Source organism: Polyangium spumosum (genome assembly GCF_009649845.1).
Classification (GTDB): Bacteria; Myxococcota_A; Polyangia; order Polyangiales; family Polyangiaceae; genus Polyangium; species Polyangium spumosum.
In genome coordinates, this window is the sequence record NZ_WJIE01000013.1 from 64971 (window position 1) to 86481 (window position 21511).

14 protein-coding genes are annotated in these 21511 nt (G+C 70.5%); 10 read left to right on the forward strand and 4 right to left on the reverse strand.

Translation table 11 applies throughout. From position 1 onward, the window contains the following. The first annotated feature begins 13 nt into the window (after positions 1 to 13). Together GF068_RS33080 and GF068_RS33085 are read left to right on the forward strand one after the other, a co-directional pair. Complete coding sequence (locus GF068_RS33080) at positions 14 to 1762, forward strand: CHASE domain-containing protein (RefSeq protein ID WP_153823523.1); 1749 nt, start codon at positions 14 to 16, stop codon at positions 1760 to 1762. A gap of 23 nt (positions 1763 to 1785) precedes the next feature. Then, complete coding sequence (locus tag GF068_RS33085; RefSeq protein ID WP_153823524.1) at positions 1786 to 5328, forward strand: VIT domain-containing protein; 3543 nt, start codon at positions 1786 to 1788, stop codon at positions 5326 to 5328. A 12-nt stretch (positions 5329 to 5340) separates the two neighbouring features. Here GF068_RS33085 and GF068_RS33090 read toward each other — a convergent pair whose 3' ends face one another. Then, the gene (locus GF068_RS33090) at positions 5341 to 6123 is read right to left on the reverse strand and encodes a hypothetical protein (protein WP_153823525.1); all 783 of its coding nucleotides are present in this window, start codon (positions 6121 to 6123) and stop codon (positions 5341 to 5343) included. Here GF068_RS33090 and GF068_RS33095 point away from each other — a divergent pair. The 8 genes from GF068_RS33095 to GF068_RS33130 all read left to right on the forward strand — a co-directional run bounded on the left by GF068_RS33095 (position 6122) and on the right by GF068_RS33130 (position 17892). After that, positions 6122 to 6424 carry a hypothetical protein gene (locus tag GF068_RS33095; RefSeq protein WP_153823526.1) on the forward strand — a complete coding sequence of 101 codons (303 nt, stop codon included), beginning with the start codon at positions 6122 to 6124 and terminating at the stop codon, positions 6422 to 6424. The genes GF068_RS33090 and GF068_RS33095 overlap by 2 nt on opposite strands. A gap of 261 nt (positions 6425 to 6685) precedes the next feature. Next, positions 6686 to 8131: a sigma 54-interacting transcriptional regulator gene (locus GF068_RS33100; RefSeq protein ID WP_338046669.1), complete on the forward strand. Its 1446-nt coding sequence runs from the start codon at positions 6686 to 6688 to the stop codon at positions 8129 to 8131. Between the two features lie 106 nt (positions 8132 to 8237). After that, on the forward strand, positions 8238 to 9674 hold the full coding sequence (locus GF068_RS33105) for a serine/threonine protein kinase (protein WP_153823528.1): 1437 nt from the start codon (positions 8238 to 8240) through the stop codon (positions 9672 to 9674). Positions 9675 to 9683: 9 nt separating this feature from the next. After that, positions 9684 to 10814 carry a tetratricopeptide repeat protein gene (locus tag GF068_RS33110; RefSeq protein ID WP_153823529.1) on the forward strand — a complete coding sequence of 377 codons (1131 nt, stop codon included), beginning with the start codon at positions 9684 to 9686 and terminating at the stop codon, positions 10812 to 10814. A 21-nt stretch (positions 10815 to 10835) separates the two neighbouring features. Beyond that, entirely contained in the window at positions 10836 to 13556 is a 2721-nt protein-coding gene (locus GF068_RS33115; protein WP_153823530.1) for a MopE-related protein, read from the forward strand. A 9-nt stretch (positions 13557 to 13565) separates the two neighbouring features. After that, positions 13566 to 14108 carry a hypothetical protein gene (locus tag GF068_RS33120; RefSeq protein WP_153823531.1) on the forward strand — a complete coding sequence of 181 codons (543 nt, stop codon included), beginning with the start codon at positions 13566 to 13568 and terminating at the stop codon, positions 14106 to 14108. Positions 14109 to 14139: 31 nt separating this feature from the next. Next, on the forward strand, positions 14140 to 16065 hold the full coding sequence (locus GF068_RS33125; protein WP_153823532.1) for a DUF3604 domain-containing protein: 1926 nt from the start codon (positions 14140 to 14142) through the stop codon (positions 16063 to 16065). Between the two features lie 198 nt (positions 16066 to 16263). Next, positions 16264 to 17892: a sensor histidine kinase gene (locus GF068_RS33130; RefSeq protein ID WP_153823533.1), complete on the forward strand. Its 1629-nt coding sequence runs from the start codon at positions 16264 to 16266 to the stop codon at positions 17890 to 17892. 3 nt (positions 17893 to 17895) lie between these two features. Here GF068_RS33130 and GF068_RS33135 read toward each other — a convergent pair whose 3' ends face one another. The 3 genes from GF068_RS33135 to GF068_RS33145 are packed head-to-tail and all read right to left on the reverse strand — an operon-like array spanning position 17896 to position 21394. Further along, the gene (locus tag GF068_RS33135; RefSeq protein ID WP_170319828.1) at positions 17896 to 20121 is read right to left on the reverse strand and encodes an Eco57I restriction-modification methylase domain-containing protein; all 2226 of its coding nucleotides are present in this window, start codon (positions 20119 to 20121) and stop codon (positions 17896 to 17898) included. Next, positions 20106 to 20951, reverse strand: a complete 846-nt coding sequence (locus GF068_RS33140) for a hypothetical protein (protein ID WP_153823535.1) — start codon at positions 20949 to 20951, stop codon at positions 20106 to 20108. Before GF068_RS33140 ends, GF068_RS33135 begins: the two co-directional genes overlap by 16 nt. Next, positions 20948 to 21394: a hypothetical protein gene (locus tag GF068_RS33145; RefSeq protein WP_170319829.1), complete on the reverse strand. Its 447-nt coding sequence runs from the start codon at positions 21392 to 21394 to the stop codon at positions 20948 to 20950. The genes GF068_RS33140 and GF068_RS33145 overlap by 4 nt, the downstream gene beginning before the upstream one ends. Positions 21395 to 21511 lie beyond the last annotated feature (117 nt).

Sequence of the window (21511 nt, forward strand, 5' to 3'; positions counted from 1 at the left end):
CCTTGAACAAACCATGATGCTCGTGTACCCGGAGCGGGCGCGCTCGGCATTGAATGCTGGACAGACCCCCCGTCCTCGTCTCCCCGGCATTCCGTGGTCCGCTCTCCTCGTCTCGATCGCGCTCGTGGTCACGGCGGCCGCGGCGGCCGCGGTGGTGATGGAGCTCCGCTCCCGCAATCGCACCGAGCGGGCGACCGCCGAGGTCGTCGCCTCGGTCGAGCGTCGCATGGACATGTACGTGGCGCTGTTGCGCGGCACCGCGGGGCTTTACGCGTACGACCCCGGCGTCGATCGGGATGGCTTCCGGCGCTTCGTTTCGCGCCTGCGGCTCGACCAGTATCCCGGCGTTCAGGGCATAGGCTGGACGCTCGTGCTCACGCCGAGCGAGGCGAGCCGCGTCGTCGAGGAGGCGCACGCGGCCGGCGTCACCTCTTTCCACCTCTGGCCCGAGCACGACGAGGTGGAACGGCACGCCATCGTGTTCCTCGAGCCGAGCGACGCCCGGAACCTCGCCGCGCTCGGCTACGACATGTACAGCGAGCCGGCGAGGCGCGCCGCCATGGACCGCGCGCGCGACGAGGGCAGGCCGGCCGCGACAGGGATCGTGCGCCTCGTGCAGGAGATCGAAGGCGACGCGCAGCCGGGTTTCCTCGTCTACGTGCCGATGTACGCGGGCGACGAGATTCCGCGCACCGTGGAGGAGCGCCGCGCGCGCCTGCGCGGCTTCGCGTATGCCCCGTTCCGCGCCGGCGATCTCTTCAACACCATCTTCGCCGAGCAGAACGCGCCGCCGGCCCTCACCATCGACGACGGCCCCGTCCCCGACCCCGCGCAGCGCCTCTTCGAGCTCGATGCGCCGGGCCGGTACACGGACCCGACCGTCGCGCGTGTGGTCGTCGCGGGGCGGGAATGGACGCTCGAGGTGCGGACGCCGTGCGAGCTCATCTCGGACGCGCGCGTGGTCACGATCGTCATCGTCTTCGTCGGCGCGCTGCTCACGGCCTTCGTGGTCCGCTCGTCGCGCGCGCGGCTGATCGCCGAGGCCGAGCAAGCGAAGGCCGCCGCCGCGCTCGCGGCCGAGACGGAGCAGGCGCAGATCCGCGAGACCTTCCTCGGCGTGCTCGGCCACGACCTGCGCAACCCCCTCTTCGCGGCGAAGGCGAACGCGCAGCTCATGCTGCGGAGCGCGTCGTTCCCCGAGGAGCGCAGGGCCGGGCTCACGCGTATCGTGACGAGCGTCGAGCGCGCCAGCCGGCTCGTCGAGCAGCTCCTCGACATCACGCGCGCGCGGCTCGGCGGCGGGATCAAGATCGACGCCCGGCCGCTCGCGCTCGCGCCCCTCGTGCGTGACGTCGTGGAGGAGGCGTGCGTGGCCCACCCGAGGCGTGTGCCGATCGAGCTCGCGCTCGACGATTCGCTCGTCGTGCTGGCAGATCCGGACCGCCTCGCGCAGATCCTCTCGAACCTCATCACGAATGCGCTCACCCACGGCAGCCCGCCCCTCCGCGTCACCGCGCGGGCGAGCGAGGGATGGGCGAGGATCGAGGTCACGAACGGAGGCGCGCCCATCCCGAAGGAGGTGCTCGCGACGCTCTTCGACCCGTTCAAGCGTGGCGACTCGGCGCGCGACCATGCCCCCGGCGGGCTGGGCCTCGGGCTCTACATCTCGCACGAGCTCGCGCTCTCGCACGGCGGCTCGCTCGAGGCCCTCTCCGACGCGGAGAACGGCACGCGCTTCGTGCTCCGCCTGCGGCTCGCGTGATGTAGCATCGGCGAAGGCCCGCCATGATCGAGACCACGACCGACCGAATCACCCAGGGCACGATGCGAACGACGAGCGGCGCGCCCCTGCCGCTCGAGCACACCAGCATCGAGGCCAAGATCAACGGCCCCGTCGCGAGCGTCACGCTGAAGCAGCGCTTCCGCAACACGACGGGCGGTCCCATCGAGGCCGAATACCTCTTCCCGCTCCCGCACGAGGCGTCGGTCCACACGATGCGCTTCCGGATCGGCGAGCGCACGGTCGAGGCCGTCGTCAAGGAGAAGGAGGAGGCGAAGCGCGCCTACGAGGCCGCGCGGCGCGAGGGGCGCAGCGCGACGTTGCTCGAGCAGGATCGGCCGAACCTGTTCACGCTGAGCGTCGCGAACATCCCGGACGGCGAGACGATCGAGGTGACGCTCGGGTACCAGGAAAAACTCGCGTTCGACGAGGGCGAGTGGCGCTTCGTGTTCCCGATGGTCACGACCGAGCGTTACCAGGCGAGGACCGCCGACGAGGCGCCGGACGCCACGAAGATCCGACCGCCGCGCGCCGCGACGGGCGAGCGGAAGGCCGACGTGAGCGTCTGCGTGGAGATCCGCGCCGGCGCGCCGATCGAGCCGCCGCGCTCGCCCTCGCACCGGATCGACGCCGAGCCCCTCGAAGGCGGGGCGTTCCGCGTGAAGCTCCACGAGAGCGAGACCGTGCCGAACCGCGATTTCGTGCTCGCTTATCGGGTGCAGCACGACAGCGGCGTGCGGCCTCGGGCTTATTTCGAGCGGCAGCCGGACAAGATGGGCACGTTCTTGCTCGTCGTGACGCCGCCCGTCGCGCCGCTCGAGGATCTCTCGCTCGCGGAGGCCGGCCCGGCCGGGGATCACCGGACGTTCCGCTGCAACAACTGCGGCGGCGCGCTCCGGGATCCTTCGGTCGTGAAGGAATGGCCGGGCCTCGGGCCGGCGTGGAAATGCGAGTATTGTGGCGTCGTCGTCGCCGCGACACGCGAGCTCGCCAAGGTCGGCCTGCCGCGCGACGTCGTCTTCCTCGTCGATCGATCCTGCTCGATGCGCGGCCAGAGCTTGCCGCAGGCGCGGCGCGCGGTGCGCTTGATCCTCGATCACCTCGGGCCGGACGATCGCGCGCAGGTCTTCGCGTTTGATCACGATCGCATCGCCGCGGACCGGCAGGGCGTGGGGTTCCAGTCGATCTCGAAGTGGTGGATCGGGGAGATCGACGGGTTCCTGCGGGGCATGACGGCGCGTGGCGGCACGGAGCTCGAGGAGGCGCTCGTCCACGCGGCGAAATTGCCCACCGAGAAGGGGCGGACGCGGCTCGTCGTGCTCTTGACCGACGGCGCCGTCGGCAATGAGGGCCGGCTCTTCCGGCGCGCGCCGGAGATCCTCGGCAAGGAGACGCGCCTCTACGTGCTCGGCATCGGTCCCTCGGTGAATCGGTATCTCGTGGAGCGGCTCGCGCGGGCGGGCGGAGGCGCGAGCGACGTGCTCTTGCCCGGCGAGGACGTCGAGACCGTCGTGCCCCGCTTCGCGCGCCGTGTCCGCCAGGCCGGCCCGGTCCTGACGAACCTGCGTTTGTCCTGGGATGACGCCATGCCCGTGGACGTCTATCCGAGCCCGGCGCCCGAGCTCTTCGGAGGACAAACGGTGCAGCTCCTCGGCCGGTTCGCCGGGTCGGGCGAGAGTCGCCTCGTGCTCACGGGCACGCGCGCGTCGGGCGAGCCGTTCCGGCAGGAGGTCGACGTGGAGCTGCCGGAGCGATCGGAGCAGATCCCGGGCCTCGAGAGGCTCTGGGCGCGGCTGCGGATCGACGCGCGTTTGTCGCGGCTCGCCGAGGCGCCCGGGGAGGCGGCCGAGGTGCGGATGGAGGTGCTCGCGCTCGCGCTGAAGCACAAATTGCTGAGCCCGTACACGGCGCTCGTGGCCGAGGACAGCGAAAAACGCGTGGAGGGGCCGGCGAAGAAGGTGCAATTGGCGGCGATGGCCGAGCCCGAGGTCGAGGAGGAGCCGGCCGCGGAGGGGGGCGCGCTCGGCACGCCCCTGGGCATCCGGCATGCGGACGTGGAGGAGGACGAGGGGGATGCATTCGCGCGCACGCGCGCCGGCGTCGTCCGAGGGTATGCGCCGTCCATGGCCGCCGCCGCGCTGCGCGCCTCGACCGGAGCGCCGCCGCCCACGCCGGGGTTTGGCCCGCCGCCGCCCGCGCCTGCGTTTGGCGCGCCACCCCCGCCCGCGCTTGGCGCTCCGCCGCCCACGCCTGGTTTTGGCCCGCCACCCGCGCCTGCTCCGGGCGCGCCGCCCCCGCCAGGGTTTGGCCCGCCGCCCCCCATGGCGGCGGCGTTCGTCCCGGAAATGCCCCTCTCGGCCAAACGTGGCGGCGGCGGAGGGTTCTTCTCGAAGGTCAAGGAGGCCTTCGGGATCGGCGGAAGCGCCGAGGAGGAGGCGCCGCCGCCGCCGGCCTTGGAGTCGTTCGCGGCGACCGAGGACGACGACGCGCCGCCGCCCACGCCGCCGGGGTTCCCGTCCCTCAAATCGTTCAAGTTTGCCCCGCCGCCGCCCGAGGCGCCGCCCCCCCCATTGCCGGCGCCCGCGCCGCAGAGCCGATGGCAAGGCCCGCCGCACGTGCAATCGAGCGACTCCGAGGCCTACACCCCCGAGATGCTGGACCGCGTGCAAGGCGCGGGCGTGGGCGAGCTCGACCTCGTGTTCCTCGTCGACGAGACGGGCAGCATGGGCGCATACATCGAGCAGGTAAAGCAGAGGCTCGTTGGGATCATCGAGGCCCTGCGGAGCGCGCCGCTCTGCCGCAGCTTGCGCCTCGGCCTCGTGAGTTATCGCGACCATCCTCCGCAGGATCGCTCCTTCGCGAGCCGCGTCGTGCCCCTCACCGAGGACATCGCCTCGATCCAGAAGGGCGTCGAGCGTATGCAGGCCTCGGGCGGCGGCGACGGGCCCGAATCGGTGACGGACGGGCTCTACGACCTCGTTCGGCTCGAATGGCGGCCCCGCGCGGCGCGTGTCGTCGTCTGGGTCGGCGACGCGCCGCCGCACGGCGTGGAGCCCTCGGGCGACGCATTCCCCAATGGGTGCCCTTGCGGGCACCACTGGTATGCGCAGGCCGAGAACGCCCGCGAGATGGGCATCGTCATCCACGCCGTCGGCTGCCTCCCCACGCTGCGCCAGTACGTGGGCGCCGAGGACGTGTTCAAGACCGTGGCGAAGACCGCGCGTGGCCTCTATTTGCCGCTCGAGCGCGCGAGCCTCTTGATCCCCATCATCACGGGCGTCGCGGAGACCGAGCTCGACAAGCAACGCATCGAGGAGCACATCGCCGAGGTCCTCGCGAAATACGAAAACGTGCTCACGCCAGCCGATCAAGACGAGCGCGTCCGTTTCGTGACCGACGTCCTCCGCCAGGAGAACGTGCGCCCGCGTGGGCTCGTCTACGACCCCAAGAGGTCGGGCCCCTCGCCGCTGCGTTTCCGCGAGATCACGCCGTCGGACGTGGAGGAGGGGATCGAGCGGCTCCGGCGCGTCTCGCGCACCTCGCTGTAAAAACCGCCCATCTCAGGCCATGAGCTCGGGCCGCGAGCTCCGCGGATTCGACGACGAGCGCTCGCCCGTGATCGCGCGGGCGCTCGCGCGGGCCGCCTGCACGCATTCGCGCAGGAAATGCCGGTAGATGTCGAGCGCGCCCGCGCCGATCTCCGCGAGCGGCTCGGCGGCCTCGGGGCTCGCTTCGAGGATCTGCGCGAGCGTCTCGGCGTGGAGCGCGGCGCGCTCGACCCCGAGCGGGGCGCGTTTTCGCAGCCACGGCAGCCGCTCGGCCACGTCCGCGCCGAGCACCCGCTGCGCCTGGATCAGGAGCGCGAGGGAGAGGGCGCTCGTGACGCGCTCGATCTCGTACTGGATCGCCGCATAACCGAGCGGCAGATCCGCGCCGAGGACCTCCTCGTTGAGCACGCGATAGGCCCGCATGACGACCGTCGGCCGCTCGACGAGCATGGCGACGTCGATCGAGACGCCCGAGCGAATGCAGACGACCTGGGCGACCGTCCGGGCGTCGCGCAAGACGAGCGAGGCGCGCGCCTCGTCGTGCGCCGCGTGCTCGCGGAACGAGCGGGCGATGGCCTCGAGCCCGAGTTTGTCGCATTGCTCGGCGGCGCGCCTCGACCAGCGCGCCGTCGGCTGCGCGAGGTAGGGCGTCCGGGCGAACCATTCGAGCAGAAAACACTCGACCAGGACGGGGGAAGCGTCGGCGGCGAGGATCTCGCCGAGGACGTGGTCATTCTCGACCTCGGAGCGAAGGGAAAGGACGCGGGGCTCGTAAAGGGTCTTCAAGCTGTTCATGGTCACCGCCTCGCCCGGAGCAATTGCATTCGCCGTGCCACGCAGAAAAAAGCCGGAAAAATGGGGCCGTCAGCGGGTTGTCGCGCCGATCCTGCTCGATTGGAGCGGCGCGGATCCCGATTCGCGCGGAAACGGGATGACGCGGCTGCCCTGGGTGATGCTTCGCCTCATCAGGCAAACGCCGAAGGATCCTGCCTTGATGTTTCGTCTCCTCAGGGATGCGGCAAAAGCTCCCCACCCCGCCACGTCCTCCCGGTTGCGCCCGTTGCGTGATAGCCGTCACGTTCGAAAAAGCTGTTGACAAGGCAACGTTTTTCGTGCCCGCGGCGCGGCGGGCGCCGTCCTGGTCGGGGTGCAGGGATGCGCGACGTCCTGGAAAGGAAAGCGAGATCACGCTGGCTGTGCGGGGCGGCGCTTCCGCGAGGGGACGCACGGCCCGCGCCCACCAGGAGGGTCGCGTGAAGCGAACACGCAGGCGCATGGCGGCTTGCGTTTCGGGGCAAGCTCGACCTACGGTTCCGCGAGCGGTGCTTTCCATCGGAACGAAGGGAACGACGAGAACGTGAAGGCGCGCCTCGAGCTCGCAGTCTTCGCCGCGGGCGGCGTCACCCGTCACCCGCTGCCCGCCGAGGGGAAGGTGGTCCTCGGCCGCGCCGAGGAGAGCGACATCCGGATCGACGACGGCTCCGTCTCGCGCCGTCACGCGATGATCCACATCGGCCCACCCTTGCGCATCGAGGACCTCGGCAGCGCCAACGGCACGACGGTGCGTCGCGAGAAGGGCGCAGGCGGCACGGTGCGCCTGCTCGACACGCGCGTCGAGGCGGGCAAGATCGTGGAGTTCGGCGTCGGCGATGCCATCAACCTCGGCTCGACGATCCTCGTCGTCCGCAAGCTCGACGACGACGAGCCCGAGGTGCGCGGCGACGGAGCACCCTCGAGCTACGTGATCCGCGACGAGGCGATGAAGCGCCTCTACGCGCTCGCCGAGCGCGTCGCCGAGGGCCCGATCAGCGTGCTCTTGCTCGGCGAGACGGGCGTGGGCAAGGAGGTCCTCGCCGAGACGATCCACCGCAAGTCGCCGCGCGCGACGGGGCCGTTTCTGCGGCTCAACTGCGCGGCGCTCAGCGAGTCGCTGCTCGAGAGCGAGCTCTTCGGCCACGAGAAGGGCGCGTTCACCAACGCGGTGCGATCGAAGCCGGGCCTCTTCGAGACCGCGGAGAAGGGCACGGTCTTCCTCGACGAGGTCGGAGAGCTGCCGCTCGGCATCCAGGTCAAGCTCCTGCGCGTGCTCGAGGACCGGCAGGTGATGCGCGTCGGCGGCCTCGCGCCGAGGCCGATCGACGTGCGCTTCGTCTCCGCGACGAACCGCGATCTCGCGAGCGAGGTGCAGAAGGGCACCTTCCGTCAGGACCTCTACTTCCGGCTCAACGGCATCGCGCTCTCGATCCCTCCCTTGCGCGAGCGTCGCTCCGAGATCGAGCCGCTCGCGAAGACCTTCGCGGCGCGCGCGGCGTCCTCGATCGGGCGTAGCCCGCCGGAGATCACGCGTGAGGCGCTCGCCGCGATGACGAGCTACGACTGGCCGGGCAACGTGCGCGAGCTGCGCAACGCCATCGAGCGCGCCGTCGTCCTCTGCGAAGGCGTGATCCGGCCCGAGGATCTCGTGCTGGAGGGGCGCGTGCAGGGCGCGGCCTCTGCGCCGCGGAGCGTGCCGCTCACGGGCACCGTGCCTCTCACCTCGCCCATCGCGGAGCCGCCGCTGTCCGCGTTCACGTTTGGCGCAGACGATCAGACCTCGCAGCTCCGCGGCAGCGTCGTCGACCCGACCTCGTCGGGCAGCCTGCGCGAGGAGCTCGGCTCGCTCGAGCGGCAGCGCATGATCGACGCGCTCGAGAAATGCGCGGGCAACCAGACCGCGGCCGCGGCGATGCTCGGAATGCCTCGACGTACGTTCGTCTCGAAGCTCTCGGCCTACAACATCCCCCGGCCGCGGAAGAAGGGCTAGAAGGGGTTCGCCAGACGGCGGTGGGGGATCGGATCGTCCGCGGAGCGCAGGATCTTGGTCCAGGGCGCCGGAACTCTGGCATAATGGGGGATAACCCGAGGACGGCATGGGCGCCCCGAGCGTGGTCTTTCTCCCGACTGGAACGCTATTTCACGAGCGTTATCGTGTCCTTCGGGGCATCAAAGCGGGCGCGATGGGCGCGGTCCACGAGGCGCGCGACGAGCGCACCCACGGCCTGTGCGCGCTCAAGGTGATGCTGCCCGGCGTGCTCGAGGACGCGGTCTTGCGGGAGCGCTTCGCGCAGGAGGCGCGGATCACCGGCGAGCTCCGGAGCGATCACGTCGTGCGCGTGACCGACGCGGGCATCGACCAGACCACGAGCATGCCGTTCCTCGTGATGGAGCTCCTGCACGGCGAGGAGGTCGGCGCGATGCTGAAGAAGCGCGGCCACATCCCGATCGACGAGGCGCTCGTCTACCTCGGCCAGGTCGCGTTCGCGCTCGACAAGGCCCACGCCGCGGGCATCGTCCACCGTGATCTCAAGCCGGGCAACCTGTTCATCACGGAGCGCGACGACGGCTCGCCCTGCGTGAAGATCCTCGATTTCGGCATCGCGAAGATCGTCTCCGAGGGCACGAACTCGAACATGACCCAGGCCGTTGGTACACCAACGTACATGGCCCCCGAGCAGATCGCCGGCAAGTCGAGCCAGATCGGGCCGGCGACCGACATCCACGCGCTCGGCCACATCACCTACACGATGCTCACCGGCGAGGCGTACTGGCAGGAGGACGCGCGCGAGCACGGCGTGTACGCGCTCATCCGCCGCGTCGTCGAGGGGCCGGAGGAGATGCCGTCGGCGCGCGCGCTTCGCCGCCGCGGCATGGTCTTGCCGGCCTGGTTCGACGGCTGGTTCGCGCGCGCGACGGCCTTGCACCCCGAGGATCGGTTCCAGCGCGCGACCGAGGCGATCGCCGAGCTGCGCGATCAGTACGCGGAGTCGGGGCCGGACTCGTTCCGCATGAACCTGACGATCCCGCTCGTGCGGCGCTCGGACGCGCCGGAGCGTCCGCTCGAGGAGGCGTCCACGACCCGCGCGTCCGTGGCCTTGATCCAGGCCTCGACGCCGCCCGCGCCGCCGCCGCGGTCGCGCTGGACGACGGCGGGGCTCGTCGCGCTCGCTTGCTCCTTGCTCACGGTCGTGAGCGGCGTCGTGGTGCTGAAGGCGGTGGGCGTCGAGGCGCCGCTCTCGGTCGCCCGCGCGGGTTTGCCCGAAGCCGTGCGCCTGCCGCCGATCGCGCCGGGCGAGGCGCCCACCGTGCCCGCCGCGGCCACGACGCAGGCCGCCGTCGCGCCGCTGGACCTCGCCCCTCCCCCTCCGGCGCCCGAGGCGCCCACGGCCGCGCCCACGACGGTATTGCCCGGAAAAACCAATTCGTACACGCAGCCGGCTCGTACGGCTTCCCCCTTCCCGAAGGGCACGGCGACGGCGACGACGAAGCCGCCCCGGAAGCCCTTCGAGCCCCCGGCATCGATCGATTAGGAGACGCCCTTGCCCAAGACGTCCGGAAAACCCAGCGCGTGGTTCGTTCGTTCGTTCGTCGCGCTCGGGGTCGTCCTCGTCGCGGCGGGCGCGGGCGCGGCCGATCCGGCGGGCGACGCGAAGGTGAACGCGCTCTTCCAGGAGGCGCGCGCGGCCTTCATCGCGGGGGATTACGCGACGGCGTGCCCGAAATACGAGGAGGTCGTGCGCTTGCGCCCCGGGCTCGGCGCGCGCGTGGGCCTCGGCGATTGTTATCGCAAAATGGGGCGGCTCGCGCGGGCCTGGGAGACGTATCGGGCCATCGTGGACGACGCGGCGCGTATCGTCGCGACGTCGAAGAGCTTCACCGAGACGTCGACGGCCCGCAAGCGCGGGGACGAGGCGAAGGCGCGGATGGGCGAGCTCGAGCCGCGGCTCGGCTGGATCACGATCGCCGTGCCGGAGGCGGTCGCCGCGCTGCCAAACTTGGTGGTCACGCTGGACGGGGTGCCGATCACGCGAGAGGTCTTCGGGACGCGTATCCCGACCGAGCGTGGCGAGCACGTGATCGACGCGAGCGCGCCCGGCAAGAAGCCCTGGGAGAAGGGCCTGGCGATCGCCGAGGGCGCGGAGCTCACGGTCGCGGTGCAGGCGCTCGAGGACGAGGCTGCTCCGCAGCCCGAGCCGAAGAAGCCGCCGGAGGCGCAGCAAAACGAGCCGGCCTCGGGCCTGGGGACGCCGCCCTCGACGCCGTTTCTGGACCCTGCCCAAGGGCCCCGGGTGAGCCCTGCGCCCGATCGGATCCCGGAGGCGCCGAAGGACGGTTTTTTCAGCACCCAGCGCGCCATCGGCCTCGGGCTCGGGGTCGCGGGGCTCGGCGCGGGCGCGGTGGGCGCGTATTTCGGCGTCCGGGCGATGCAGAAGCGCGACGAGAGCGAGATCGACGGGCATTGCAATGGCAACGTCTGCAACGAGCTCGGTTACGACGCGCGGAAGGACGCCTATCAATCGGGCAACCTCTCCACGGGGCTCTTCGTGGCGGGCGGCGTCGCGTTCGCCGGCGGGCTCGCGCTCTTCTTGACCGCGCCGAAGCGTTCGAAGACGCAGACCTCCTCGATCATCCTGGGTCCTTCTTCTTTTCTTTGGACGGGTCGGTTCTAGCGCCCGAAAGGGAACTCGGTCATGCGGCGTGCATCGGTGCTTGGGCTCGTGCTCGTGGGGGTTGGGGCGGGGGCTTTCGGGTGCAATGCAGCCCTGGGCGTCGACGAGCCGGTGCTCGTGCAGACGGGGTCCGGCGGGACGAGCGGCGCGGGCGGCATGGGCGGTCTGGGCGGCGCCGGAGGTCAAGGCGGCAGCGGCGGGGCGGCGTGCGCGGCCGTGGAGACGGCCTGCGACGGGGTCGACGACGATTGCAACGGCACGATCGACGACCTGCCGCTCGTGAGCTGCGGAGATGGCGTCTGTCAGGTGACCGTCGAGGGCTGCGTGGACGGCATGACCGTGCCGTGCGTGCCGGGTTCGCCTCCGGAGGACGAGCTCTGCGACGACGTCAACAACGGCATCGACGACAACTGCAATGGTCAGGTCGACGAGGGGTGCCCTTGCAAGGTCGGCGATACGCAGGCCTGTTACACCGGCGCGCCGGACACGCGGAACATCGGCGCGTGCAAGGACGGCTCGCAGACCTGCGTCGCGGAGAACACCTGGGGGCCCTGCGCGGGGGACGTGCTCCCCGCGGCGGAGACGTGTAATGCGCTCGACGACGATTGCGACAACGTCGTCGACGACAGCTTCCCGGAGATCGTCTGCGGCGAGGGCGCCTGCCAGGTGACCGTGTCCACCTGCAACCCCGGCGGCGGCGAACCCGAATGCACGCCGAAGGACCCCGCCCCGGAGATATGCAACGGCCAGGACGACGACTGCAACGGCGTCGTCGACAACGGCGACCCGGGCGGAGGTGGGTCCTGCATGTCGGGATTGCCCGGGCAATGTGCCATGGGGACATACCATTGTGAAGGCGGCGGCCTCTACTGCGTGCCCGACGCGAAGCCCACGATGGAGACGTGCAACGGCGCGGACGACGATTGCGACGGCATGTCGGACGAGGAGAACCCCGGCGGCGGCATCACCTGCCCGACGGGTCAGCTCGGCGAGTGCGGGTTCGGCTCGACGCTCTGCTTCATGGGCTCCTTGATCTGCGCCGCGCCGGGCCCGAAGGACGAGATCTGCGACGGCAAGGACAACGACTGCGACGGCGAGATCGATACGCACGGCGTGGACGCGGACATGCCGTGCACGACGGGGATCCCGGGCGAGTGCGCCGACGGGTTCACGCTCTGCGTGATGGGCGAGCTCCAGTGCAAGCAGAAGAAGCTCCCCGAGATGGAGTATTGCGACAACAAGGACAACGACTGCGACGGGCAAATCGACGAGGGGAACCCGAACGGCGGCGCCGCGTGCACGCTCTCCTTCAACAAGGGCGTCTGCGCGGCGGGCACCGAGACGTGCCAGGGCGGCGTCCTCACCTGCGTGCAGAACGTGCAGCCGTCGGCGGAGGTCTGCGACGGCCTCGACAACGATTGCGACGGCGACGTCGACGAGGCCCTCGCCTGCGGCGCGTGCGGGTCGAGCACGATCCCCTCGGGGAGCTGCACGAGCTTCGCGATCCCTGGTCAAAGCCCGCTCACGACGAGCTGCGAGCAGGTCTTCCCGCCCAGCGCGAGCCTGCCCATCTCGATCGCCGAGACGGCCGTGAAATATTACGTTAATGCCTCGGGCGGCAATGACAACAACGACGGCAAGAGCCCCGCGAAGGCCTGGTCGACGCTCTGCAAGGCGATCGCGATGGCGCCCGCGGGCAGCACCATCCTCGTCGCGCAGGGCGGCTACGCGTCGACCTCGGTCGTCGTGGCCAAGGAGCTCACGATCAAGGGCGGGTTCAGCTCCAATTTCGTGAACTGGAGCCCGGACACCTACCCCACGGCGTTTTACGGGCAGCTCACGCTCGACCACAACAAGGCGGTCTGGGGCGGCTTCCGGATGATGGCGACGCCCACGACCTCGGGCACGCAGCACAACCTCCGCGCCGGCACGTTCGTGCGCAATTACGTGCAGACCCTGTTCGGCGGGAGCGCCACGAACTCCGCGGCCCTCGGCGCGACGGCCTGCCCGGGGAGCACGTCGAAGATCTTCGGCAACGACGTGTATGCCCGCTCCACGACGTCGAACACGCACGCGGCCATCCAGTTCGGCAATCAGCGGGGCGCGACGATCCTCGATTCGAATCGCATTTGCGTCGAGGGCAAGAGCAGCGGCGCCACGACCTACGTGATCAACGGGTCGGGCCCGAATACGACGAGCGTGGCCTCCCTCGTCGCCAAGAACAACCTGCTCGAGGCGGCGAGCAACAATGCCTACATCGTCAATTTCCTGGGCAGCACCGGCGGCGTCGATTTCAACCTGATCTTCACGAACAACACGATGCTCGCCCGGACCTACGGCCTCTGGGGCACCGGCGCGTCGAGCGGCAAGATGCGCTGGCGGCTGACGAACAACATCCTCTTCAGCATGACGGGCGGCAGCACGGCGGTGAACCTCGGCTCGGGCGCGGGCGTATCGTTCGACTCGGCCGAGAACAACCTCGTCTTCGGGTTCACCAACAACCTCTTGAGCACGCCGGCCCCGGTGATCGTGAGCGGCAACGAGACGCCGGGCTCGGCCACGGTCATGAGCGTCTTCGTCAACGCGACGGCCGGCGATTTCAACCTGAAATCGGGCGGCCAGGGGGACGGCACCGGGAAAAACGTCTACAACCAGGCCACGTACGGCTCGGTCACGACGGACCTCGTGCAATTGCCGCGGCCCCAGGCGGGGGCCTGGGATCGCGGTGCGTTCATGAACTGAGGTGCTCGGATGAATCGACGCGTCGCTCTTCAGAACCTCCTCCTCGCGGTGGCCGCGGCCGCCGTGACGAGCTGCGACGACCTCGACAATTTCGAGGTGGACGTCGCCGCCAAGGCCACGATCCCCGCCGGGACGGTCCTCGACGAGCTGCTCGGCGTCCTCGCCTTCGAGGAATTTCAGAGCATCAACCTGACGCAGGAGCTCGACAACCAGGGCGTCACGAAGGACGACGTCGATTCGGTGCGCATGATCTCCCTCGCGCTCGTCATCGACGGGCCCTCCGGGGCGAATTTCGATTTCCTCGAGTCGCTCGCGTTTTACGCCGAGACCGAAGGGCAAGAAAGGGTGCTCGTGGCCGAGCTCGCCCCCGTGCCCAAGGGTCAGACGTCGATCGAGCTCGTCATGTCCGGGGCCGAGCTGAAGCCTTACGTCGTCGCGCCCTCCATGAAGCTCACCACCGCGGCGAAGGGCAAACGTCCTCCCCAGGAGACGCGCGTCACGGCCGCGGCGGTGCTCGACGTCGACGTCACCGTGCCGGGCTGCGGAGCTTGACGCGGAGGCGCAATCCGTATTTCATCGCCGCGTGAGGATCGTCTCGTTCGTCCTGTTTTCGGCTCTGCTCGTCGATGGATGCGCGGAGGCGCCTCCCCCCGCGACGCCCCCGCGCGCGCCGCGCCCGCGCGAAGCTTGCGCCGAGAGCGTGCCCACGAAGGTCCCGCTCTACGGCGACCTCCACGTGCACACGGCATTCTCCTTCGACGCGCGCTCCTACGACACCGTGGTCACGCCGGCCGACGCGTATCGTTTCGCGCGCGGCGAGGCCACCTTGTTGCCTCCGCTCGACGCGGCGGGGAAGGGGACGCGCGAGGCGCGGATCGACAGGCCGCTCGATTTCGTGGCCGTCACCGATCACGGCGAGTTCCTCGGCGAGATGTACCATTGCATGACGCCGAGCTCGCCCAAATACGACACGTTCACCTGCCAGACGTATCGCGAGGAGGTCGGGCAGGGGGCCTCCACGTTCGCCGTGCGCCTCTCCCAGCCGAACCCGACGCGCGTGGCGGAGCTCTGCGGCGAGGGCAAGGACTGCGAGGCCGCGGCGAAGGAGCGCTGGCAGGCCATGCAGGACGCGGCCGAGGCGGCCTACGATCGAAGCGCGGCCTGCTCGTTCACCACGTTCGTCGGGTACGAATACACGAATACGTTCGGCATCTCGAACCTGCACCGGAACGTCATCTTCGCGAACGACGTCGTGCCCGAGTTGCCCGTCACCTATTTCGAGGCCCCGACGCCGCTCGACCTCTGGGAGCAGCTCCGGGACGGCTGCAAGGGCGCGGAGAATGGCTGCGACGTGCTCGTCCTCCCGCACAACTCGAACCTCTCGAACGGCCGGCTCTTCGATCCCACCTACCCGGGCGGCGCGACGATCGAGGAGGAGGCCGCGCGCGCGTCCCTGCGGGCGGAGATGGAGCCCGTCGCGGAGATCTTTCAGCACAAAGGATCGAGCGAGTGCCGCAATGGCTTCCTCGACGTCGAGGCGGACGTCGATCCGCTCTGCGAGTTCGAGGAGCTCCGGCCCCCCGAGGACCTGCAATGCGGGGACAAACCCGGCTCAGGGGGCATGCGCCTCTGGGGCTGCACGCACCGGCACGATTTCTTGCGGTACGTCCTGAAGACCGGGCTCCTCGAGGCCGAACGCCTCGGGACGAACCCCTTTCGATTCGGCCTCATCGGCTCGACCGACACCCACAACGGCACGCCCGGGAACACCTCCAGCGTGGGTTTTCCCGGGCACGTCGGGCTCGTGGACGACACCCCGGACAAACGCCTCGGCGCCGGCACGGAGACACACGACGGCGTCATCAACAACCCCGGCGGGCTCGCCGCGGTCTGGGCCGAGGAGAACACGCGCGAGGCCATCTTCGCGGCGATCCGCCGCCGCGAGACCTTCGCCACGAGCGGCCCCCGCATTCCGATCCGCTTCTTCGGCGGCTTCGGGTACGACGCGGGCCTCTGCGGCCGGCCCGAGCGACTCGAAGAGGCCTACGCGGCGGGCGTGCCCATGGGCGGCGCGCTCGGCGCCTCGTCGGGCTCGGAGCCGACCTTTTTCGTGCAAGCGAGCGCCGATCCGGGCACGGCGAGCTGGCCGGGCCGGCCCCTCGAGCGGCTCCAGATCATCAAGGGGTACGTGCGCGAGGGGAAGGTGTACGAGAAGGTCTACGACGTCGCGGGCACGCCCGCCGCGGAGCCGGCCGTGGATACCTCGACCTGCGCCGTCCTGGCCCAGGGCGCCGACGAGCTCTGCGTGGTCTGGGCCGACCCCGATTTCGACCCGAAGGAGCGAGCTTTTTATTATGCGCGCGCCGTCGAGGTGCCGAGCTGTCGTTACAGCACGTACGAATGCAACGGGCTCGATCCCGCAGCGGCGCCCCCGGCGTGCGCGGACCCGAGCGTGCCGAAGACCGTGCAGCACCGCGCCTGGAGCTCGCCGATCTGGTACGGGCCGTGAGCGCTCGGCGGCCCGCGCCGGGTGGCCCGCGTATGGATGGGGGCGTCCGTCCGCGTGGAAGGTGCGACCCTCCCTCGACAACTCCCGCTGTCGATACCACGTCCCTCACGGGGTACGCAGGAGCGAGCGCGAGCGTAGCGAGCGGATTCACTGTTGACGCGGGATGTATTCGCGTGCGAGGAGCGCTGCGAGGAGCTCATGGCGGAAGACGTCTTCTCCAGCGTTCGTGAACTGCAAGCGGAGATCGCCCTTGTCCGTGGCGCCCTCGACGTTCTGGACGAGGCGATCATCGTGGCCGACGAGACCAAGCGGATCGTCGCGTGGAACCGCGCCGCGGCGCGCCTGATCGGGCTCCCGGTCGACGCCCCGGCGGGAGCGTGGGTCGAGGCTTTTGGCATTTTCTTGCCGGACGAACGGACGCCTTGCCCCACCCATGACGTCCCGCTCCTGCGGGCGCTCTCGGGCGAGCGCGTGGACGACGTCCTCCTTTATGTGAAAAACCCGCGCGCGCCGCAGGGGATCCACGTCGTCGTCTCTGCCCGGCCGATCGTGGGCGAGGGGGGCCGGGTCCGCGGGGGCGTCGTGACCTTCCAGGACGCCTCGGCGGCGCAGGTCGCGGCGGCGGCGGTCGACCACGCCGAGGCGCGGCTCCGCGCGATCGTCGCAAATACGCCGAGCGTCGCGATCGAGGGGTATGACGCCGAGGGCCGCGTGCTCTACTGGAACCGCGCCGCCGAGCGCCTTTTTGGCTGGTCCGAAGTGGAGGCTGTCGGCAAGACGCTCGACGCCGTGATGCTGGACGAGGCCTCGACGCGGACGTTCGTGGAGACGCTCGCGGAGATCGGGCGCACGGGCAAGCCGAGCGGGCCCACGGAATGGTCGTGCCACCGCAAGGACGGCCGCGAGGTCTGGGTGTACTCGACGATCTTTTCGATCCCCACGATCACGGGGGCCTGCGAGTTCGTCTGCATGGACGTGGACGTGACGCCGCTCAAGCTCGCGGAGAATCGCATCCGTGAGCAAGCCGAGCGGCTGGAGGCGCAGGCCATCGGCAATGCGACCCGCTTCCACGAGGCGATGGAGGCGATCTCGGCGCGCGACGATTTCCTCGCCATTGCCTCGCACGAGCTCCGCACGCCGCTCACGCCGCTCAAGCTCCAGCTCGAGCGCCTCGTGCGCGACGCGCGCGCCGGGGTCCACCAGGAGCGCATGGGGCCGGCGCTCGAGGTGGCCTACCGGCAAGCCGTGCGGCTCGCCGCGCTCATCGATCGCCTGCTCGACGTCTCGCGTATCACGGCCGGCAGGCTCGATCTCTGCCTCGAGGAGGTCGACCTCTCGGCGCTCGTGCAGGACGTGGTGACGCGTTTCGGTCGCGAGGCCGAGGAGGCCGGGTGCTCGATCACGTTCCAGCATGACAAACCCGTCCTCGGCACGTGGGATCGGCTGCGGATCGAGCAGGTGGTCACGAACCTCCTCGGCAATGCGATCAAGTATGGCCGCGGCGAGCCGATCGAGATCGCTCTCGAGGCCGACGAGGCCGCGGCGCGCCTCACGGTCCGCGATCACGGCGTCGGCATTGCGCCCGAGGACCAGGGCAAGATCTTCGAGCGATTCGAGCGCGCCGTCTCCAACCAGTCGTTCGGCGGCCTCGGGCTCGGCCTGTGGATCGTGCGGCAGATCGTGGAGGCGCACGGCGGCTCTGTCCGCGTGGAGAGCGTGCAGGGCGAGGGATCGACCTTCCGGGTGGAGCTGCCGCGGTGGGGGCGAGCGCCCTCCGAATCACGCGGCGCGGCGCCCTCGCCAGGCGAGACCACGAGAGGTGGGTGAGGCTCAGGGCCGGATCCAGCGCTCGATCGGGCCGCGCTCCGGGCACGAGAGCCCGAGCGCGAGGGCGACGAGCTCGTCGAGCTTTTCCTGCTCGGCCCGGGTGATCCCCTGGTTTCGCGTGCCAAACTCGTCGGCGAGCGCCTCGATCGCGGGCATGTACTGGAGATCCGCCGGGGCGGGCAGCGCGCGCAGGTGGGTGATCTTCACCTGCGGCATCCCTTGCCGGGCGTCGCGGTGCCGCATGTAATGGTACCAGCGGATCGGCGTGGCGTTGAGCCAGCCGAGGAGGAACGCGGCGCTGTGTCGTTCGTCCGAGAAACCCGCCAGGATCGAGTTGCGGAAGGCGAGGCCGTCGGAGGGCGCGACCATCGGGAAGCGGGCCGTCTGCCGGATGAGCAGGCGCACGGCGAGCCATTCGGCGTCCTTGCGGAATCGCCCCGAGAAATCGGCCGGGTCGCAATAGAGGCGCGGAGGGCGCCTCGCGAAAGGCTCGATGTCCCCGCCCACGCGTACGCCCACGCGGAAGCGCTCGTCGGGCGCCTCGCGCTCGTGGAGGTGCCGGACGTCGTCGCCGGTGCTCTGAAAGCCCCGCTCGCCGAAGAGGTGCGGGGGGAGCTTCGGCAGGGCCGAGAGCCGCTCGAGCAGGGCCGTGGCCTCGGCGTCGAGGTCCGAACGCGAGAGGGGCCAGGCGCCGGCCGATTCGAGGGCCAAGGGCGCGCTCCTTCGCGTGGAGATGAGCCCCATGCTCGGCTGGAAGACGCCCTCGAATGCGTCCCCGAAATCGGGCAGATCCTCGTCGCAGGCGCAGAGCGCGTCGTGCGCGCGGCGCGTGGGCTCGTATCCGCCGAGATCGGACATGGAGGTGGGCAAGACGAGCCCGAGCCGGCCTCCCGGGCGCAGCATGCGGGCGCATTGGTACACGAACAGGCCCTGCAAATTGCGATACCCCGCGAAGGCCGGGTTCGTGCTTCGATAAAACGCGCGCAGCTCGGCCGCGAGCGGCTGGGCCGCCCGGCCCGCGTACGAGACCCAGGGCGGGTTTCCCACGAGCGCGTCGAAGCCGCCGCGGCCGAAGACCTCGGGGAGCTCGATCTCCCAGTGAAACGGAGAGCGCGCCGCGATCGCTGCGGCGCCGAGCAGGGCGTCGCCCATAGCTCGGAGCGGCGCGAGGGCGCGATCGGCGTCCGCGAGGCATTCTGGATCGGACGACGCGAAGAATCGCCTCCGGCGCGCCTCGGCCTCGGCCACGCGCTCGCGGACGGCCTCGGGCGAGGCGGCTTCGATGGCGTCCCGCCCGAGGCCGACGAGCGAGTCGCCGTGGCGCAGGGTGGCTTCGAGGAACGAAGAGGGGTGCTCCGGGGCGGCCGTGAGCAGCCATAACGAGACGCGGGCGAGGTCCACGGCGATCGGGTTGCGATCCACGCCGTAGAGGCAATGCCTCGCGGCGAGCCTGCGCGCCTGCGATCGTGGATCCTCGCCCGCCGGCGCGCCCGCGGGGGAGCGCTCCCAGGCGGAGACGAGGCGATCGCCGAGCCACCGACAAACCTCCACCAGAAACGCGCCCGAGCCCATTGCGGGATCACAGACGGAGAGGCGCAGGATCCCCTCGGGGCTCGCGTCCGGGGGGACGAGCGGCGAGAGCGTGCGCTCGACCATGATCCGCGTGAGGAGCGGCGAGGTATAATGGGCGCCGGTGCGGCGTCGCTCCTCGGAAAAACCCATCAGGGTCTCGTAGACGGTGCCGATGCCCTCGACCTCGAGCTCGCCGAACGCGAGGGGCTCGCCCGAAGCGAGGAGGAGTTTGTCGAGGACGCGCAAGACGACGGCGTCGGAGAGCCGCCCTTCCAGGAAAGGATGGGCGTCCGCGTCGAAGAGCGAGCCGCGCCGGGCGGGTTTGTCGGGGCCGGTTCGTCCGAGGGCCCCGTCGTGCAGGCGGCGGAACAGGCCGGTGATACGGTGCCAGGCTTCGTGACGATCTCCAAGCGGCGCGCGGGCGCGCTCGGCCGCGGTGAGCTCGGCGTGCAGGCGCCCGAGCTCGTCCTCGGACAAACGCCCCCGGGACGCGGCGAAGAGAACGACGACGAGGCGCATGATCGCGCTGACGAGACCCGCGTGATCCGCCCCCGGAAACCCGGCGGCGAGCTCGCGCAGGGCGAGCGGCGCCTGCTCGCGCAATGCGCCCGCGCCTCGGGCTGCCTTTGCCCCGCTCTCCGTCACAGCTTCTCGCAATGAATCAGCTCGAGGAAGGGGAGCGCCGCCTCGCTCGCGTCCGTCTGCGTCGCGCTCGTGTATGTATCGTTTCGCGCGTACCCCGTCGCGGCGCCGTTGCTCACGAGGCCGATCCCGTGCGAGGCCGTGGCGAGCGAGGTGTCGCCGCCGTGGGTATGCGCGCGCGGGGCCGCGCTCGAGAGGGGCTCGCCGCCGAAGGAGAGATCCGCGGGTGCGCCTTTCGGCAGGCCCACGACGAGCCGGCCTTGCGTCGCGGCGGCCTGCTGGAAGCCGGACGGACAGGTCGGGCCGTCATAAAAAATCTGCATCCCTCTCGGCAAGGGTTTGCCCCCGGCCACGGGCTCCGCCAGCTTCTTGCACGCGAGGAGCTGCACGTAGGGCAAACCCGTGGTGGCTTCCTCCGAGGTCGTCTCGAACACGGCCGTTCCGGCCGCCGCGACGCCCGCGTTCCCGCCGCCCGAGACGCCCGCATACGAAATGGGGACGAGGTCGAACGTCGCATTCACCCGGTGCGAATGGGCCCGCTCTTCGCCGCTCACGAGGGGCTCGCCCACGGTCGTCCCGCCGGCCGCGTCGCCGATCGTCGGCAGGAGGGTCCGGCCCGCCGCGGCCTTGTAGGGCTCCCACCCGCTCGGGCAGGCCGGTACCTGGAAAAACCCGATCGTGCTCCGCGGCAATGCGTCCCCGCGCGCCCCGGGGCCACCTCCCGCGCCGCCGCTGCCGCCGCTGCCATCCCCGCCGGCGCCCTGCGAGCCGCCGCTCGTGGAGGAGGTGCCGGCCGCGCACGCGGTGACGAGGGCCATCGCAATGGCGGCGAGCGTGCTCTTCATTGCTTCACGCATGCCATCACCTGCACGAAAGGGAGGCCCGAGACGCCCGGGCTCGTGGTCCCGGAGAGGCCGTAGGTCTGCGCCTTCGCCCCGGCCTGGTTGTCCCCGTTGGCGGCCGCGATCGATTTCGAGGGCAAGGCGAGCTCGCCCTCGTAGGCGTGGGTATGTGTGCGGTCCTCGCGGTCCGCGAGGGGCTCGCCGACCTGCACGCCGACGTCCTTGCCCTCGGCGACCGCCACGACGAGCCGTCCTTCGACGTTCGGCGCGGGCGCCCACCCGGGGGGACAAACGCCGCCTTCGACGTGTGCCATCATGCCTGCAGGCACACCATCGTCCTCCGCGGGCTCCCCGGACGCGCTCCGGCTCGCGACGAGACCGAGGCCGAGGCCGAGGCCGAGGAGCAGAAACCTGCCAGCCTTCGCACCCGAGATTGGTTCCTTCATGGTTCGAGGGGTAAAGGCCCGCTCCGGCGGCGTCAACGGGAAGCAGATGACGCACCGCTGCGAAGCGCGCCGTCCCCTTCCCGCGCGTGGGCCATCCCTATTTTTCTCCATCGATCC

What these genes read in the sequence shown, in the direction of transcription:
- GF068_RS33080 (WP_153823523.1), top strand. Translation starts at nt 14, where the DNA reads ATGATGCTCGTGTACCCGGAGCGGGCGCGCTCGGCATTGAATGCTGGA.
- GF068_RS33085 (WP_153823524.1), top strand. Translation starts at nt 1,786, where the DNA reads ATGATCGAGACCACGACCGACCGAATCACCCAGGGCACGATGCGAACG.
- GF068_RS33095 (WP_153823526.1), top strand. Translation starts at nt 6,122, where the DNA reads ATGGTCACCGCCTCGCCCGGAGCAATTGCATTCGCCGTGCCACGCAGA.
- GF068_RS33090 (WP_153823525.1), bottom strand. Translation starts at nt 6,123, where the DNA reads ATGAACAGCTTGAAGACCCTTTACGAGCCCCGCGTCCTTTCCCTTCGC.
- GF068_RS33105 (WP_153823528.1), top strand. Translation starts at nt 8,238, where the DNA reads ATGGGCGCCCCGAGCGTGGTCTTTCTCCCGACTGGAACGCTATTTCAC.
- GF068_RS33115 (WP_153823530.1), top strand. Translation starts at nt 10,836, where the DNA reads ATGCGGCGTGCATCGGTGCTTGGGCTCGTGCTCGTGGGGGTTGGGGCG.
- GF068_RS33120 (WP_153823531.1), top strand. Translation starts at nt 13,566, where the DNA reads ATGAATCGACGCGTCGCTCTTCAGAACCTCCTCCTCGCGGTGGCCGCG.
- GF068_RS33130 (WP_153823533.1), top strand. Translation starts at nt 16,264, where the DNA reads ATGGCGGAAGACGTCTTCTCCAGCGTTCGTGAACTGCAAGCGGAGATC.
- GF068_RS33140 (WP_153823535.1), bottom strand. Translation starts at nt 20,951, where the DNA reads ATGAAGAGCACGCTCGCCGCCATTGCGATGGCCCTCGTCACCGCGTGC.
- GF068_RS33145 (WP_170319829.1), bottom strand. Translation starts at nt 21,394, where the DNA reads ATGAAGGAACCAATCTCGGGTGCGAAGGCTGGCAGGTTTCTGCTCCTC.